Source organism: Streptomyces sp. NBC_00322, from assembly GCF_036147535.1.
In the GTDB taxonomy this organism is placed as follows: domain Bacteria; phylum Actinomycetota; class Actinomycetes; order Streptomycetales; family Streptomycetaceae; genus Streptomyces.
Window position 1 is genome coordinate 2,856,806 of the sequence record NZ_CP108019.1, and the last position, 16,016, is coordinate 2,872,821.

Consider the following 16,016-nt stretch of genomic DNA (forward strand, 5'->3'; position numbering starts at 1 on the left):
CCGAACGAATCGGGAACGGCACGAAGAACCACCGTGAAACCTAAGGATCGCTCCGATCCTCTGCCATCGACAGCTGTCACGCATCCGTGGCCCGGATCTCAGACATATGTCTGAAGGGGGTGCGAGAATGTCCGAATGAAGGGCGATTACCAAGACCTGGTCGACGAGATCTCGGCGCTGCTGGCCGTCCCCGCGACGCTGGAGAACCGCGACTTCGGGCTGATCGCCTTCGGCGCGCACGACAGCGACGACGACACCGCGATGGACCCCGTCAGGACCCGCTCGATCCTGACCCGCAAGTCCACACCGGCGGTCCGCTCCTGGTTCGAGGGCTTCGGCATCGCCCGCGCGACCGGCCCGGTCCGCATTCCGGCGGCCCCGGACGCGGGGGTCAACCGGGACCGGATCTGTCTTCCCGTACGCCACCGGGGCATCGTGCTCGGTTACGTATGGCTGCTCGACGCGACACCCGGCCCCACCGAGGCGCAGCTCGCCGCGGCGATGGAGGTCACGACGCGGATCGGCACGCTGCTCGCGGACGAGGAGCGGGCGGGGGCGGATCTGTCGCGGGAGCTGCGCGCGGTCCTGACGGCGGAGCGCGGCTGGCAGTACGACATGGCGGTGGCCGCGCTGCGCACGGCCCTGGGGGACGCGGGCGCGGACGGGCTGCACACGGTGGTGTGCGTGAGCCCGTGGGCGGCGGCCGACGCCCCGTCGTCCCGGTCGCTGCCGGGCACGGCTGCGCTGTGCACGGTCCGCGGGCCCACCGGCTCGACCGGCGAGGGCGACGGCCCGGCTTCAGGTACGGGGGTGGACGCTCCTGCGGGCGGCGGCCCGAAGGAGGCGCCCCGCGGAGACGACGTCCTGGACGCGCCCGCGCTCGCCGTGCTCGTACGCCTGCGGTCGGCCGACGCGCTCTCCCCCGTCCGCACCTCCGCGGACCGGCTCCGCGCCGACGCGGGCGCGGCCGGGGCGACCGCCGGGATCGCGACCCCGCGCCGCGGGCTCGCCGACCTCAACACCGCCTGGCTGGAGGCGACTTCCGCGGCCCGCGCCGCACGGGCGCAGCCCGGGCTCGGCCCGGTCGCGCAGTGGTCGGAGATCGGCCCGTACCGCATGCTGACCGCGCTCCCCGCGGACCGCCCGCAGGACCCCGCCGTACGCGAACTGCTCGACCGGTCCCACGCCGAACTGGCCCGCACCGCCGAGGTGTTCCTCGACCACTCGGGCCAGGCGGGCCGCACGGCGGCCGCGCTCGGCATCCACCGGCAGACCCTCTACTACCGGCTCTCCCGCGTCGAGCAGCTCACCGGCCTCGACCTGGGCGAGGGCGAGGACAGGCTGCTGCTGCACATGGCGCTCAAGGCGGCGCGCCTGTAAGGCACTTAGGGCGTGTCCAGGATCGCCTTGAGGCCGTCCGTCAGGTCCTTCGCCGACGGAGCCGTGTCCGGGTCGACCATCCACTGGATCATCACGCCCGTCAGCATCGCCTGACAGAAGAGCCCCACCGCCCGGGCCTTTTCCGGATCGGCCTCGGGATCCACTCCGAAGAAGCCCTCCGCCAGGCCCGCCCGGCCCTCCTTCTGCGGCTCCCTGATGGCGTCGCGCAGCATCTCGTCGTCGTCCAGCCGCGAGACGACCTCGAGTTGGAGCTTCCAGACCGCGCGGCTGGCCTCGTACGAGGCGATGACCTGTTCCCAGGTCTTCTCGAAGCGCTCGATGGGATCCGCCGGCAGCTCGGACCCTTCCTTGTCCGCCGGTCCTACGGCGTCGCCCCAATCCTCGGTGACCGCGAGGAAGGCCTGGTTGAGCAGCGCCTCCTTCGAGCCGTAGTGGTAACCGATCGAGGCCAGGTTGGTGCCGGAGGCGGCGACGATGTCCCGAGCGGTCGTCCGGGCGTAGCCCTTTTCCAGCAGGCAGCGCTTCGCGCCTTCGAGCAGATCCTCACGATGTCCCATGTCGGAAGCGTACCGCTACGACATACAGGCGTCCTAGACCATCGTCTTATACATTCGTTCTAGACAAACGTTTATGACGTCCGTACATTGCTCTGCATGACGAACTCCACCGCACTTCGCGCCGGACGCCGGGAATGGACCGCCTTCGTGGTCCTCCTGCTGCCCCTCCTCCTGGTCTCGATGGACGTCTCGGTCCTCTACTTCGCCATCCCGGCGATCAGCCGCGAACTGGATCCCAGCAGCACCCAGCAGCTGTGGATCTTCGACATCTACGCCTTCGCCCTCGCCGGGCTCCTGATCACCATGGGCTCGCTGGGCGACCGCATCGGCCGCCGCAGGCTCCTGCTGATCGGAGCCACGGCCTTCGGGATCGCCTCGGTCGGCGCGGCCTACGCGCAGAGCGCCGAAATGCTCATCGCCGCACGGGCGTTGCTCGGCATCGGCGGGGCCACCCTGATGCCCTCGACCATGGCCCTGGTCCGCAACATGTTCCAGGACGACAAGCAGCGCAGTCAGGCCATCGGCATCTGGTCGGGTGCCATGGCCGGTGGTATCGCCCTCGGTTCGGTGATGAGCGGCGTCATGCTCAACCACTTCTGGTGGGGCTCGGTCTTCCTGATCAATGTGCCCGCGATGCTGCTTCTGCTGATCCTGGTCCCCGTGCTGGTACCGGAGTTCAAGGACCCCGCCCCCGGCCGTTTCGACCTGCTGAGCGTGCCGCTGTCGATGGGAGCCGTCCTGCCGGTGGTGTACGGCCTGAAGGAGATCGCGGCCGAGGGCTTCAGCCTCGCCATGGCTCTGTGCATCGCGGCCGGTCTGGCCGTCGGCGCGCTTTTCGTACGCCGCCAGCGGAGCCGTACCGACGCGATGGTCAGCAGGGAGCTGTTCCGGGACCGCGTCTTCGGCTCAGGGATAGCGCTCAACACCATCGCCGCCTTCGCGATGATGGGCTCGGCCTACTTCACCACCCAGTACCTGCAGTCCGTGCTCGGCATGGGCACCATGGAGGCCGCGCTGTGGAGCCTGGCCCCGTCCCTCGCCGTCGGTGCCGCGGCCCCGACCGCGGCGGCTGTCGGCCAGAAGATCGACCGGGCGTATGTCATCGCCGCCGGATTCCTCATCGCCGCCGTCGGGTTCGCCCTGCTCACCCTCACCGGCACGGAATCGCTCTGGATGCTGCTGGCCGGCGCGGCCGTCATCGGCTGCGGCATCGTCACCGTCATGGCGCTGATCTCGGACCTGGCGCTGGCCTCGGCCCCGGCGGAGAAGGCCGGTTCGGCCGCCTCCCTGCTGGAGACGGGCCAGGAGTTCGGCGGAGCTCTGGGCATGGCGGTGCTCGGCTCCATCGGTACGGCGGTCTACCGCGCGGACCTCACGGACTCGGCGCCCCAGGGTGTGCCGGCCGGGGCGCTGGCCACGGTCCGCGAGACGCTCGGCGGCGCGACGGCGGTCGCCGGGCAGCTGCCGGGGAAGCTCGGCGATTCGGTACTGGGCGTCGCCCGGGAGGCGTTCACGCACGGGATGCAGCTGGCGGCGGGGGGCGCGGGGGTGCTGCTGGTGGGGGCGGCGGTGCTGGCGGGGGCGCTGCTGCGGGGTGTGCCGGCGGCGGCGGAGGCGCGGGCGGACGAGGTGGCGGCTTTGTAGTCCCCCACCCCTTCCCGTAGCTGGGGCTCCGCCCCAGACCCCGAATGCGACCTTCGGCCGCATGTCCTCAATCGCCGGCGGGGCTGAGTGTGCGGCAGCGCCGCACACTCAGCCCCGCCGGCGATTGAGGCGCGGGGGTCCGGGGGCAGCGCCCCCGGCCCATCAGTCCGTCAGGTTCACCGATCGCGCCGACGCCGCGCCGATCTCGTCCGCGATCTCCGCCAGCACCGCCGGCGGCACCGTGTCGTCCACCGTGAGCACGACGACCGCCTCGCCGCCCTCCTCCGCGCGCGAGACCTGCATACCCGCGATGTTCAGCCCGGCCTCACCGAGGATCCGGCCGACCGTGCCGACGACGCCGGGACGGTCCATGTACCGCAGGACGACCATGTGGTCGGCGAGCGCCAGGTCGATGTCGTAGTCACCGATGGCGACGATCTTCTGGAGGTGCTTGGGACCGGCCAGCGTGCCGGAGACCGCGACCTCCTCGCCGCCCGAGAGCGTGCCGCGGACGGTGACGACGTTGCGGTGGTCCGGGGACTCCGAGCTCGTCGTCAGCCGGACCTCGACGCCGCGCTCCTGCGCGAACAGCGGGGCGTTGACGTACGAGACCGTCTCGTCGACGACATCCTCGAACACGCCCTTGAGCGCGGACAGTTCGAGCACCTTCACGTCGTGCTGGGTGATCTCGCCGTAGACCTCGACGTCGAGACGGACCGCGACCTCCCCCGCCAGCGCGGTGAAGATCCGGCCGAGCTTCTCGGCGAGCGGCAGACCCGGGCGCACGTCCTCGGCGATCACGCCGCCCTGGACGTTCACCGCGTCCGGCACGAGCTCACCGGCGAGCGCGAGACGCACCGAGCGGGCGACGGAGATGCCCGCCTTCTCCTGCGCCTCGTCGGTGGACGCGCCGAGGTGCGGGGTGCAGACGACCTGGTCGAGCTCGAAGAGCGGGGAGTCGGTGCACGGCTCCTTCGCGTACACGTCCAGGCCGGCTCCGGCGACCCGGCCCTCCTTGAGTGCCGAGTACAGCGCCTCCTCGTCGACGATCCCGCCGCGCGCGGCGTTGACGATCCGGACCGCCGGCTTGACCTTGTGCAGCGCCTCGTTGCCGATCAGCCCGAGGGTCTCGGGGGTCTTGGGCAGGTGGACGGTGATGAAGTCGGAGACCTCGAGCAGCTCGTCGAGCGTCAGCAGCTTGACGCCCATCTGCGCGGCGCGCGCGGGCTGTACGTAGGGGTCGTACGCGACGATCTTCATGCCGAAGGCGGACATCCGCTGGGCGACCAGAACGCCGATGCGGCCGAGCCCGACCACACCGAGGGTCTTCTCGCTCAGCTCGACACCGGTGTACTTGGAGCGCTTCCACTCGCCGTTCTTCAGGGCGGTGTTGGCCTGCGGGATATTGCGCGCGGTGGCGACCAGCAGACCGCAGGCGAGCTCGGCGGCGGTGACGATGTTCGACGTGGGGGCGTTGACGACCATCACGCCGGCCTTGGTGGCGACGGAGACGTCGACATTGTCCAGCCCGACGCCGGCGCGGGCGACGACGCGCAGCTTCTTCGCGGCGGCGATGGCCTCGGCGTCGACCTTGGTGGCGCTGCGTACGAGGATCGCGTCGACATCGACGATGGCGGGGAGCAGCTCCGCCCGGTCGGCGCCGTTGCAGTGCCGGATCTCGAAGTCCGGGCCCAGCGCGTCGACGGTGGCGGGCGACAGCTCTTCAGCGATGAGTACGACAGGTTTCGAGCTCACGTGAGTCCTCACAAGTCCAGTGCGGACGGCCGTCCCGACGGCCGCAGGCGGTGGAGGGGGCTAGCCGCGTGGAAGACGCACGACACTGTGGGCCTGAACGCGTATGTGTTTGAGAAGTGTAGTGGTGCCAGGGGGTGCATCTTGCTCCTCGAAGGCAGGATCACCCGTCCGTGGCTGGACAGAGTGGAGAAGCACCCGATCGCGGCCCAGCAAGGTGGCCGGGGGCCGGGACACTCTGGTCCCGGCTCCCCGGCCCACGGGCTTACGCCTCTTCGTTGTCGACCCAGCTCATGAGCTTGCGAAGCTCCTTGCCGGTGGTCTCCAGCAGGTGGTTCTCGTCCTGCGTCTTGTACTCGTTGTACTTCTTCAGACCGCCGTGGTACTCGTCCATCCAGTTCTGGGCGAACGTGCCGTCCTGGATCTCGGAGAGGACCTTCTTCATCTCGGCCTTCGTCTGGTCCGTGATGATGCGGGGGCCGGTGACGTAGTCGCCCCACTCGGCGGTCTCGGAGACCGACCAGCGCATCTTCTCCAGGCCGCCCTCGTACATCAGGTCCACGATCAGCTTCAGCTCGTGGAGGCACTCGAAGTACGCGATCTCCGGCTGGTAGCCGGCCTCGACCAGGGTCTCGAAGCCCGCCTTGACCAGCGCGGACGTGCCACCGCAGAGGACGGCCTGCTCACCGAAGAGGTCGGTCTCGGTCTCCTCGGTGAAGGTGGTCTTGATGACGCCGGCGCGGGTGCCGCCGATGGCCTTGGCGTACGAGAGCGCCAGGGCGAACGCGTTGCCGGAGGCGTCCTGCTCGACGGCGGCGATCGCCGGGACGCCGCGGCCCTCCTCGTACTGGCGGCGGACCAGGTGGCCCGGGCCCTTGGGGGCGACGAGGGCGACGTCCACACCGGCCGGGACCTTGATGAAGCCGAAGCGCACGTTGAAGCCGTGGGCGAAGAACAGCGCGTCGCCGTCCTTCAGGTTGTCCTTGATGGACTCCTCGTACACCTGGGCCTGGATCGGGTCCGGGATGAGGATCATGATGACGTCGGCCTCGGCCGCGGCCGCGGCGGGCGTCACCACGCGCAGGCCCTGCTCCTCGGCCTTGGTCTTGGACTTGGAGCCCTCGTGCAGACCGACACGGACGTCGACACCCGAGTCACGCAGCGACAGCGCATGGGCGTGGCCCTGGCTGCCGTAGCCGATGACCGCGACCTTGCGGTTCTGGATGATGGACAGGTCGGCATCGTCGTCGTAGAACAGCTCGGCCACTGGGATATCTCCTTGGTGTGCAGTGTTGCGTCCCACCGTACGGCGGAAGGGGGTGAGGAAGGTGAGGGGTCTCGCTAGGCGGAACGGTCGAGGGCCCGCAGGGACCGGTCCGTGATGGACCGGGCGCCGCGCCCTATGGCGATCGTGCCGGACTGGACGAGCTCCTTGATGCCGAACTGCTCCAGCATCTTGAGCATCGCGTCCAGCTTGTCGGCACCGCCGGTGGCCTCGATCGTGACCGCCTCGGGTGAGACGTCCACGGTCTTGGCGCGGAACAGCGACACGATCTCGACGATCTGCGAGCGGGTCTCGTTGTCTGCGCGGACCTTCACCAGAACGAGTTCACGCTGGATCGCACCGGCGGGCTCGAGTTCGACGATCTTCAGAACGTTGACGAGCTTGTTGAGCTGCTTGGTCACCTGCTCCAGCGGCAGGTCCTCGACATTGACCACGATCGTGATGCGGGAGATGTCGGGATGCTCGGTGACGCCGACAGCGAGCGAGTCGATGTTGAACCCGCGGCGCGAGAACAGCGCGGCGATCCGGGCGAGGATGCCTGGCGTGTTCTCGACCAGGACGGAGAGCGTGTGCTTGGACATGGTCGTCGTTCCTCTTCCTACGGCTCTCAGTCGTCTTCGTTGTCGCCGAAGTCGGGGCGGACGCCGCGCGCCGCCATGACCTCGTCGTTGGAGGTGCCCGCGGCGACCATCGGCCAGACCTGCGCGTCCTCGTGGACGATGAAGTCGATCACGACGGGGCGGTCGTTGATCGCATTGGCCTCGGCGATGACCTTGTCCAGGTCGTCCGGGGACTCACAGCGGATCGCGTGGCAGCCCATGGCCTCGGACAGCTTGACGAAGTCCGGGACGCGGGTGCCCTTGCGTGCCGAGGTGCTCGCGCCGACCTGGGAGCCCGCCACATGGTGGCCCGTGTCGTCGGCGTGCAGAACGGTGCTGGAGTAGCGCTGGTTGTAGAACAGCGTCTGCCACTGGCGGACCATCCCCAGCGCGCCGTTGTTGATGATCGCGACCTTGATCGGGATGTTGTTCAGGGCGCAGGTGGTGAGCTCCTGGTTGGTCATCTGGAAGCAGCCGTCGCCGTCGATCGCCCAGACCGTGCGCTCCGGCATCCCCGCCTTGGCGCCCATCGCGGCCGGGACCGCGTATCCCATCGTCCCCGCGCCGCCGGAGTTCAGCCAGGTGGCGGGCTTCTCGTACTGGATGAAGTGCGCGGCCCACATCTGGTGCTGGCCGACACCCGCGGCGTAGATCGTGCCCTCGGGGGCAAGTTCGCCGATGCGCTGGATGACCTGCTGCGGCGAGAGGCTGCCGTCGTCCGGCTGGTCGTAGCCGAGCGGGTAGGTCTCGCGCCAGCGGCTGAGGTCCTTCCACCAGGCGCTGTAGTCGCCGGTGTGGCCGTCGCTGTGCTCGGCCTGGACGGCCTGGACCAGATCGGCGATGACTTCGCGGGCATCCCCGACGATCGGGACGTCGGCGGTGCGGTTCTTGCCGATCTCGGCCGGGTCGATGTCGGCGTGGACGATCTTCGCGTACGGGGCGAAGCTGTCCAGCTTTCCGGTGACACGGTCGTCGAAACGGGCTCCGAGGGCGACGATCAGGTCGGCCTTCTGCAGCGCGGTGACGGCGGTGACCGCACCGTGCATGCCCGGCATTCCCACGTGCAGCGGGTGGCTGTCGGGGAACGCGCCCAGCGCCATCAGGGTGGTGGTGACGGGGGCTCCGGTGAGCTCGGCGAGAACCTTGAGCTCGGTGGTGGCGCCGGCCTTGAGGACGCCGCCGCCGACGTACAGGACGGGGCGCTTGGCCTGGACGATCAGCTTGGCGGCCTCGCGGATCTGCTTGGCGTGCGGCTTGGTCACCGGCCGGTAGCCGGGCAGGTCGGTCTGCGGCGGCCAGCTGAAGACCGTCTGGGCCTGCAGCGCGTCCTTGGCGATGTCGACCAGGACAGGGCCCGGGCGACCCGTCGAGGCGATGTGGAAGGCCTCGGCGATGGTGCGCGGGATGTCGTCGGCCTTGGTGACCAGGAAGTTGTGCTTGGTGATCGGCATCGTGATGCCGCAGATGTCCGCCTCCTGGAAGGCGTCCGTGCCGATCGCCTTGGAGGCCACCTGGCCGGTGATCGCGACAAGCGGCACGGAGTCCATGTGGGCGTCGGCGATCGGGGTGACCAGGTTGGTGGCGCCGGGGCCCGAGGTGGCCATGCAGACGCCGACCTTGCCGGTGGCCTGCGCGTAGCCGGTGGCCGCGTGGCCGGCGCCCTGCTCGTGGCGGACCAGGACGTGGCGGACCTTGGTGGAGTCCATCATCGGGTCGTACGCGGGGAGGATGGCGCCGCCGGGGATGCCGAACACCGTGTCGGCCCCCACTTCCTCGAGAGAACGGATGAGGGACTGCGCGCCCGTGACGTGCTCAACTGCGGCGGTCGGATGTCCGCCGGTACGGGCCCGCGGCTGCGGATGGTGGGCCCCGGTGGCCTGCTCGGTCATCGGCATTCTCTTCTCGAAGCTGAGGGTTTTTGCGAGGGTTTGGGGTGTTCCAGTGCAACAAAAAACCCCTCGTGCCATGTGGCAAGCGAGGGGAGCGCGTCGGGAGGGGTCTGCAGGGCTTTCATGAGGCCCTGCTCAGCCGACGCGCTTTCCAAGTACGAGAATTCGGGTGCGCATGGCACTGACCCTCCCCCCGGCGCACTGTCAGTGTCAAGTGGGTGGGACGCGCGTCTCACTATTTGAGCCATTGCGCGCAGGGAACGCGCCACCCGTCAGCGCGGGCAGGGCGATTCCGCCGGGCACCGGGAACTCGCCGCGCACCAGGGCGCGGCGCAGCCGGTACTCGTCCAGTGCTCCGGAGAATGCCATGCCCTGGCCGTGCGTACACCCCATGGCGCGCAGGGCGAGCACCTGCTCCGGCACATCGACACCGTCCGCCACGGACTGCATGCCGAGATCGCAGGCGATCCGCAGCAGCCCCGCGGTGATCTTGTGCAGCCTGGCGGACTCGACGACACCCTCCACCAGACCCCTGTCCAGTTTCAGTACGTCCACGGGGAGCCTGCGCAGTGCGTTGATCGCGGCGTAACCGCTGCCGATGCCGTCCAGCGCGATCCGTACGCCGAGTCTGCGCAGCGCGACCAGGCGCTGCTCCAGATCGTCGAAGGAGATCCGCGGATCGCTGTCGGCGAGCTCGATGATCAGGGCGCCCGACGGCAGCCCGTGCCGGGTGAGCAGGGCCTCGATGGAGCCGAGCGGCAGCGACTTGTCCAGCAGCCGGGGAGCCGACAGCCGGACGGACACGGGCACCCGGTGGCCCAGCCTGCCGCGCTCGGCGGCCTGCTCCACGGCCTCCTCGAGCAGCCAGCGGCCGAGCTCGGCGGTGCGGATGCCCTCCTGGGTCTCCGCGGCGGCGTCAGCGACCCGCAGGAACTCGGCAGGCGTGAACAGGATCCCCTGGGCCGAGCGCCAGCGGGCCTGGGCGGCCACGGCGGCGACCCGCCCGGTGGCGAGGCTCACCACGGGCTGGTGCAGCAGCGCGAACTCGCCCTCGTGCAGGGCGCTGCGCAGCCGGGCGGCCAGCTCGCTGCGGCGCACCACCTCGGCCTGCATCTGCGGGGCGTACAGCTCGACCCGGTCCTTGCCCGCCGCCTTGGCGCGGTACATGGCGAGGTCGGCGTTGCGCATCAGGTCGGTGGGTGTGATGCCGGGCTCGGCGAAGGCCACCCCGATGGAGGCGGCCACCCGCACTTCGCTGCCGTCGATGCGGTACGGCTGGGAGAGGGTCAGGCGCAGCCGGTCGGCGATCTCCTGCACCTGGTACTCACGGGCCGACGCGTCACGGGAGCCGTCGCCGACAATGAGGGCCGCGAACTCGTCGCCGCCGAGCCGCGCGGCGGTGTCCCCGCTGCGTACCGAATCCTGGAGGCGGCGGGCCGCCTGGATCAGCAGCTCGTCGCCCGCCTGGTGCCCCAGGCGGTCGTTGACCCCCTTGAAGCCGTCGAGGTCGATGAAGAGCACGGCGGTGCCGGAGTCGCCCGCACGGCGGCCGGTGAGCGCCTGGCGGACGCGCTCGGTGAACAGCGCGCGGTTGGGCAGGTCGGTGAGCGGGTCGTGCTCGGCGTTGTGCTGCAACTGCGCCTGGAGACGGACCCGTTCGGTGACGTCGCGGCTGTTGAAGATCAGGCCGCCCTGGTGGCGGTTGACCGTGGACTCCACATTGAGCCAGTCGCCGGTGCCCGACTTGAAGCGGCACTCGATCCGGGTGGTGGGCTCCTGCGCGGGAGGAGCGGCCAGAAACCGGCGCACTTCGCGGACCACCCGGCCGAGATCCTCCGGGTGGATGAGACAGGCCAGCTCGGAACCGATGAGCTCCTCCGCCTCGCGGCCGTAGACACCGGAGGCGGCCGGGCTGACATAGCGCAGTATCCCGGTGGGAGCGGCGATCATGATGACATCGCTCGACCCCTGCACCAGCGAGCGGAAGTGGTTCTCCTTCTGCGCCAGTTCATGGGTCAGGGCGATGTTGTCGAGGAGCATGATGCCCTGGCGGACGACGAGTGCGAGGACGACGGTGCAGCCGGTGAGGACGACGACCCGGTCCACACGGCGGCCCTCGATGACGTTGTAGAGGATCCCGAGGGTGCACACGGCGGCCGCGAGATACGGCGTGAGGGCGGCCAGCGAGCCCGCGACGGGGCGGCTGGGGTGGCGCGGGCCGCGCGGCGTGCGCGTCGCCTCGACCGGACGGTGGGCGCCCCAGGGGGCGTACGCCAGCAGCAGCGAACCGGCGAACCACCCGGCGTCGAGGAGCTGGCCCGAGCGGTAGGTGTCCTGCAGCAGTTGCGAGGTGAACAGCGCATCGCACAGGACGGTCAGGGCGAGCGCGGCGATGGCGGTGTTCACCGCGGAGCGGTTGGCGGCCGGGCGCCGGAAGTGCAGCGCGAGCACCATGCTGACCAGCACGATGTCGAGCAGCGGATAGGCGAGCGCGAGGGCGGCGGGGGCCACGCTCTCGCCCTGCACATGCGCGGTGTGGGCGAGCGCGAGACTCCACGACAGGGTGAGCAGCGAGCCGCCGATCAGCCAGGCGTCCAGCGCGAGACAGACCCAGCCGGCCCTGGTGACCGGTCGCTTGGCGAGGACGAGGAGGCCGACGATGGCCGGCGGCGCGAAGCAGAGGAAGAACAGATCGGCGATGGAGGGGCTCGGCACCTCTCGGTGCAGCACGACCTCGTACCACCCCCAGACGGCGTTGCCGCCGGAGGCCATCGCGGAGGAGAGCGCGAACAGCAGCCAGGCGGGCCGAAACCGGCCCTTCCCCGGGCGGGCGTAGAAAAGGCAGGAGACGGCGGCGATCAGGGCCGCGGCGCTCAGCCCGAAGTCGCCCATGATCAGAGCGACTTCGGGGTAGCCCCAGCCGAAGGCGGCACCCACGCCGTACCCGCCGCAGACCGCGGCGAGGAGGAGCCGGGGCAGCAGTCCCGAGCCGCCGCCGGGAACCGTCTGCCGGGCCAGGAGCGCACTCGGGGCGCTCACCGGGCTGCCCCGGGGAGCACCGCCGTCTGCCTGACCGTCGCCGGTTCGGCCTGCGCCCGCCCGACCGCCGGCGGTGGGACCGTCGCCGGTTCGACCGGCGCCGTATCGGGTCTGCACTCAGGAGCGTGCGGGGGTCGCCGTCGGCAATCCTGCCGCGTCGGATCGTCTCTCCACTGGCCGTGCATCACCCGTCGCCCCCCTCGAATTCTGATCGGCACTCAGGTCGCGTTGCAGCACCGCCCCTTGCTTGCTGCAGCCCCCAGGTCGGGACGATACACCAGGATGGTCACTCAGGGACATAGGTCCTCTACTCTCCGTGACGATCAGCATCATGGACGGCACGCGGCGCATTCGGGTGACTTCACAGAGTGCCCGAAGTGGACGGGCCGGGCAGCTATTCGGTCGTGAACACCACGTTGCGAACCGGCTCGCCCGCGGCGAATCGCGTGAGTTGTCCGGCGAGCAGCCGCTTGGCGCGCGGCATGAACGCCGAGGTGGAGCCACCCACATGGGGGCTGATGAGCACACCTGGGGCGTGCCACAGGGGGTGCCCCGCGGGCAGCGGCTCCGGGTCGGTGACATCCAGCGCGGCGGTGATGCGTCCGCGCTCCACCTCGGCGAGCAGCGCCTTGGTGTCGACAACCGGGCCGCGCGCGACGTTGACCAGCAGCGCACCGTCCTTCATCCGGGCCAGGAAGCCGGCGTTCGCCAGGCCCTTCGTCTGCTCGGTGAGTGGGGTGGAAAGGATCACAATGTCCGCTTCGGGCAGCAAAGCCGGCAGATCGGCGAGTGCGCGCACTTCGCCGCGCTCCGTAGTGCGGGCAGAGCGCGCGACGCGCGCCACCCGCGCGCATTCGAAAGGCGCGAGCCGGTCCTCGATCGCGGCACCGATCGACCCGTAGCCGACGATGAGCACCGACTTGTCGGCGAGCGCCGGATAGAAGCCCGCGCGCCATTCCTCCTTGTCCTGGCCGCGCACGAAACCGGGGAGGCCGCGCAGGGAGGCAAGGATCAGGGCAAGAGTGAGCTCGGCCGTCGAGGCTTCATGGACGCCCTTGGCATTGCACAGGCGTACGCCGGAGCGAAGCGCGCCCAGTCCCGGCTCCACATGGTCTATCCCGGCGGAGAGGGTCTGCACGACGCGCACGGACGTCATCGCGGCCAGCGGACGGACCGCGATCTCCATGCCCTTCATGTACGGGACGGCGTAGAAGGCACAGTCGGCGGGGTCGGCGGGAAAGTCCGGACCGCCGTCCCAGAACCGGTAGCTGAGGCCCGAGTCCGAGGGGTCGGGAAGTCCCTCGATCTCGTCGGCCGGAATCGGGAGCCACACGTCTGCAGTCATGGTCAGGAGGCTATGCGAAGGGCCGCGGTCCGCATTGGTTAGGTTGGTCGGCGGCCGGACGGGCCTGAGGAGGGGTACGGGCAGGTGGAGCGCAGGACAATCGGTGCGGCGGCGCTCGAAGTGGGCGCGATCGGGCTCGGCTGTATGCCGATGAGCTGGGCGTACACCGGCTCCCAGCAGCGCGGGGACCGCTCACTGCGTACGGTGCACGCCGCGCTCGACGCCGGCTCCGGCCTGCTGGACACGGCCGACATGTACGGGCCCTTCACCAACGAACTGCTGATCGGCCGCGTGCTCAAGGAGCGGCGCCGGGACGCGTTCGTGTCGACGAAGGTCGGGCTGCTCGTCGGCGATCAGCATGTGGTCGCCAACGGGCGGCCTGGGTATGTGAAACGGGCCTGTGACGCCTCGCTGCGGCGGCTCCAGACGGATGTGATCGACCTCTATCAGCTCCACCGGGCGGATCCGGAGATTCCGGTCGAGGAGACCTGGGGCGCGATGGCGGAGCTGGTGAGCGCGGGGAAGGTACGGGCGCTGGGGCTGTGCGCGGTGGGGGCGCGCGCCTCGCGCCGCGGTCGGGCGGACCTGTACGACGGAACGATCCGGCAGCTGGAGCGGGTGCAACAGGTGTTCCCGGTGAGCGCTGTACAGGCGGAGCTCTCGGTGTGGTCGCCCGAGGCGCTGGAGCGGCTGCTGCCGTGGTGCCAGGCGCGGGGGGTGGGCTTTCTGGCGGCGATGCCGCTGGGCAACGGCTTCCTGACCGGGACACTCACTCCCGGCCAGGGCTTCGAGCCGGACGACGTGCGGGCGCGGCACCCTCGGTTCACGGCCGAGATGATGGCGGCGAACCAGCCGGTCGTGGCGGGGCTGCGGCGGATCGCGGAGCGGCACGGCGGGGGCACGACACCGGCACGGGTTGCGCTGGCGTGGGTGCTGGCACAGGGACGGCATGTGGTGGCGGTGCCGGGGGCGAAACGGGAGGAGTGGGCCGTGGAGAACGCGGGGGCGGCGGGGCTGGGGCTCACCGGGCGGGATGTGGCTGAGATGGCGGGACTGCCGCGGGCGAGGGGATCCTGGGACTGAGTGCAACGCAATGTTCCGGTGATCGGGAACCTATGAGGCGGCTGCGGTGACATTCCCGGGGACTGCGACAACAGCGGCTGGCGCCGCGGGCCCCCGGACCCCCAGCAGAAGAGCCGGTTCGCCCGGGCCGAACGGACAGATCGGGAACCGGAAGGGCTCCCTCGGTGTAAGAACAGTAGTCAGGCAGTCGACAGCCGTCGAAGGGATCAGACCTGTGCAACGTCCTGCTGTGACGGCCGTGTTGGCCACTGCCGTGCTTCTGCTCGCGGCCGGGTGCTCGTCCGGTGACGACAAGGCACCGGCGGGCCGGACAGGGGCTACATCGGCACCGGCCGCCCCCTCGTCCGGCGCGGGCGGCTCCCCGAGCCCCACGGGCCCGCCCGCGAAGGGCTCGGTGAAGGTGGTATCCACACTGACCCAGGGCCTGAAGTCTCCATGGGGCGTTGCCCCGCTGGCCGACGGCGATCTGCTGGTCGCCTCTCGCGACGAGGGGACGATCACCCGGATCGACGCGGAGAGCGGCAAGCAGACCCAGATCGGCTCGGTGCCGGGGGTCTCGCCGGGCGGTGAGGGCGGGCTGCTGGGCCTGGCCGTCTCCCCGTCGTTCGCCTCCGACCACCAGGTGTACGCGTACTTCACCACCGAGTCGGACAACCGCATCGCGCGCATGCTGTACGACGAACAGAAACCGGCAGGTCAGCAACTGGGCGCGCCGGACACGATCTTGAGGGGCATCCCCAAGGGCAGCATCCACAACGGCGGACGGATCGCGTTCGGCCCGGACAAGATGCTCTACGCGGGCACGGGCGAGACGGGTGACAAGTCGCTCGCCCAGGACAAGAAGTCACTGGGCGGCAAGATCCTGCGGATGACCCCGGACGGCCGGCCGGTCCACGGCAATCCCGAGGCCGACTCCATCGTCTACTCCTGGGGTCACCGCAATGTGCAGGGGCTCGCCTGGGACTCCGACAAACGGCTGTGGGCGTCGGAGTTCGGCCAGAACACCTGGGACGAGCTCAATCTGATCGAGCCGGGAAAGAACTACGGCTGGCCGGAGGTGGAGGGCAAGGCCGGCAAGCCGGGCTTCGTGGACCCGGTGGCCCAGTGGCGGACGGCGGACGCGTCACCGAGCGGCATCGCGTACGCCGAGGGCTCGATCTGGATGGCCTCGCTGAGGGGCGAGCGGCTCTGGCGCATCCCGCTGGCGGGCGCGAAACCTTCGGCGCAACCCCAGTCGTTCCTGCAGGGGAAGTACGGCCGACTGCGCACAGTCGTCTCGGTGGGCGGCGCGAAGCTCTGGCTCGTGACGAGCGAGACGGACAACCGGGGCACACCCGAGCCGGGCGACGACAAGATCCTCCAGCTGGATGTGAAGTAACGGCTGAGCCGCCCATTCGGCCCGTCCGGCGTTTGAGGACATGC

General features: G+C 70.1%; 11 protein-coding genes. 4 read left to right on the forward strand and 7 right to left on the reverse strand.

The features are described 5' to 3' along the window. The first annotated feature begins 135 nt into the window (after positions 1-135). Complete coding sequence (locus tag OG905_RS12785) at positions 136-1,380, forward strand: PucR family transcriptional regulator (RefSeq protein ID WP_328668019.1); 1,245 nt, start codon at positions 136-138, stop codon at positions 1,378-1,380. 5 nt (positions 1,381-1,385) lie between these two features. Here OG905_RS12785 and OG905_RS12790 read toward each other — a convergent pair whose 3' ends face one another. Beyond that, positions 1,386-1,958, reverse strand: coding sequence for a TetR/AcrR family transcriptional regulator (locus OG905_RS12790; RefSeq protein WP_328668021.1), 573 nt, complete (start codon positions 1,956-1,958; stop codon positions 1,386-1,388). 96 nt (positions 1,959-2,054) lie between these two features. Here OG905_RS12790 and OG905_RS12795 point away from each other — a divergent pair, with 96 nt between their 5' ends. Then, positions 2,055-3,602 carry an MFS transporter gene (locus OG905_RS12795; RefSeq protein WP_328668023.1) on the forward strand — a complete coding sequence of 516 codons (1,548 nt, stop codon included), beginning with the start codon at positions 2,055-2,057 and terminating at the stop codon, positions 3,600-3,602. A gap of 162 nt (positions 3,603-3,764) precedes the next feature. Here the strand turns inward: OG905_RS12795 and serA are convergent, their stop codons facing one another. From serA to OG905_RS12825, 6 genes are all read right to left on the reverse strand, one after another. Then, positions 3,765-5,357, reverse strand: a complete 1,593-nt coding sequence (serA, locus tag OG905_RS12800; RefSeq protein ID WP_328668024.1) for a phosphoglycerate dehydrogenase — start codon at positions 5,355-5,357, stop codon at positions 3,765-3,767. Positions 5,358-5,619: 262 nt separating this feature from the next. Continuing rightward, entirely contained in the window at positions 5,620-6,621 is a 1,002-nt protein-coding gene (gene ilvC / locus OG905_RS12805) for a ketol-acid reductoisomerase (RefSeq protein ID WP_328668026.1), read from the reverse strand. A gap of 74 nt (positions 6,622-6,695) precedes the next feature. Continuing rightward, positions 6,696-7,220 (reverse strand): acetolactate synthase small subunit, encoded by a 525-nt coding sequence (ilvN, locus tag OG905_RS12810; RefSeq protein WP_324988442.1) that lies wholly within the window; start codon positions 7,218-7,220, stop codon positions 6,696-6,698. Between the two features lie 26 nt (positions 7,221-7,246). Next, entirely contained in the window at positions 7,247-9,133 is a 1,887-nt protein-coding gene (locus OG905_RS12815; protein ID WP_328668031.1) for an acetolactate synthase large subunit, read from the reverse strand. 204 nt (positions 9,134-9,337) lie between these two features. Beyond that, complete coding sequence (locus OG905_RS12820) at positions 9,338-12,166, reverse strand: putative bifunctional diguanylate cyclase/phosphodiesterase (RefSeq protein WP_328668033.1); 2,829 nt, start codon at positions 12,164-12,166, stop codon at positions 9,338-9,340. Between the two features lie 394 nt (positions 12,167-12,560). Further along, positions 12,561-13,511 carry a 2-hydroxyacid dehydrogenase gene (locus OG905_RS12825; protein ID WP_328668035.1) on the reverse strand — a complete coding sequence of 317 codons (951 nt, stop codon included), beginning with the start codon at positions 13,509-13,511 and terminating at the stop codon, positions 12,561-12,563. An 84-nt stretch (positions 13,512-13,595) separates the two neighbouring features. Here OG905_RS12825 and OG905_RS12830 point away from each other — a divergent pair, with 84 nt between their 5' ends. Next, positions 13,596-14,594, forward strand: coding sequence for an aldo/keto reductase (locus OG905_RS12830; protein WP_328668037.1), 999 nt, complete (start codon positions 13,596-13,598; stop codon positions 14,592-14,594). A gap of 229 nt (positions 14,595-14,823) precedes the next feature. After that, positions 14,824-15,972, forward strand: a complete 1,149-nt coding sequence (locus OG905_RS12835; RefSeq protein ID WP_328668038.1) for a PQQ-dependent sugar dehydrogenase — start codon at positions 14,824-14,826, stop codon at positions 15,970-15,972. The last annotated feature ends 44 nt before the right edge of the window (positions 15,973-16,016 follow it).

Coding starts and splice junctions, on each gene's coding strand:
- OG905_RS12815 (WP_328668031.1), bottom strand. CDS start 9,133: ATGCCGATGACCGAGCAGGCCACCGGGGCCCACCATCCGCAGCCGCGG.
- OG905_RS12790 (WP_328668021.1), bottom strand. CDS start 1,958: ATGGGACATCGTGAGGATCTGCTCGAAGGCGCGAAGCGCTGCCTGCTG.
- OG905_RS12785 (WP_328668019.1), top strand. CDS start 136: ATGAAGGGCGATTACCAAGACCTGGTCGACGAGATCTCGGCGCTGCTG.
- OG905_RS12825 (WP_328668035.1), bottom strand. CDS start 13,511: ATGACTGCAGACGTGTGGCTCCCGATTCCGGCCGACGAGATCGAGGGA.
- OG905_RS12795 (WP_328668023.1), top strand. CDS start 2,055: ATGACGAACTCCACCGCACTTCGCGCCGGACGCCGGGAATGGACCGCC.
- ilvN (WP_324988442.1), bottom strand. CDS start 7,220: ATGTCCAAGCACACGCTCTCCGTCCTGGTCGAGAACACGCCAGGCATC.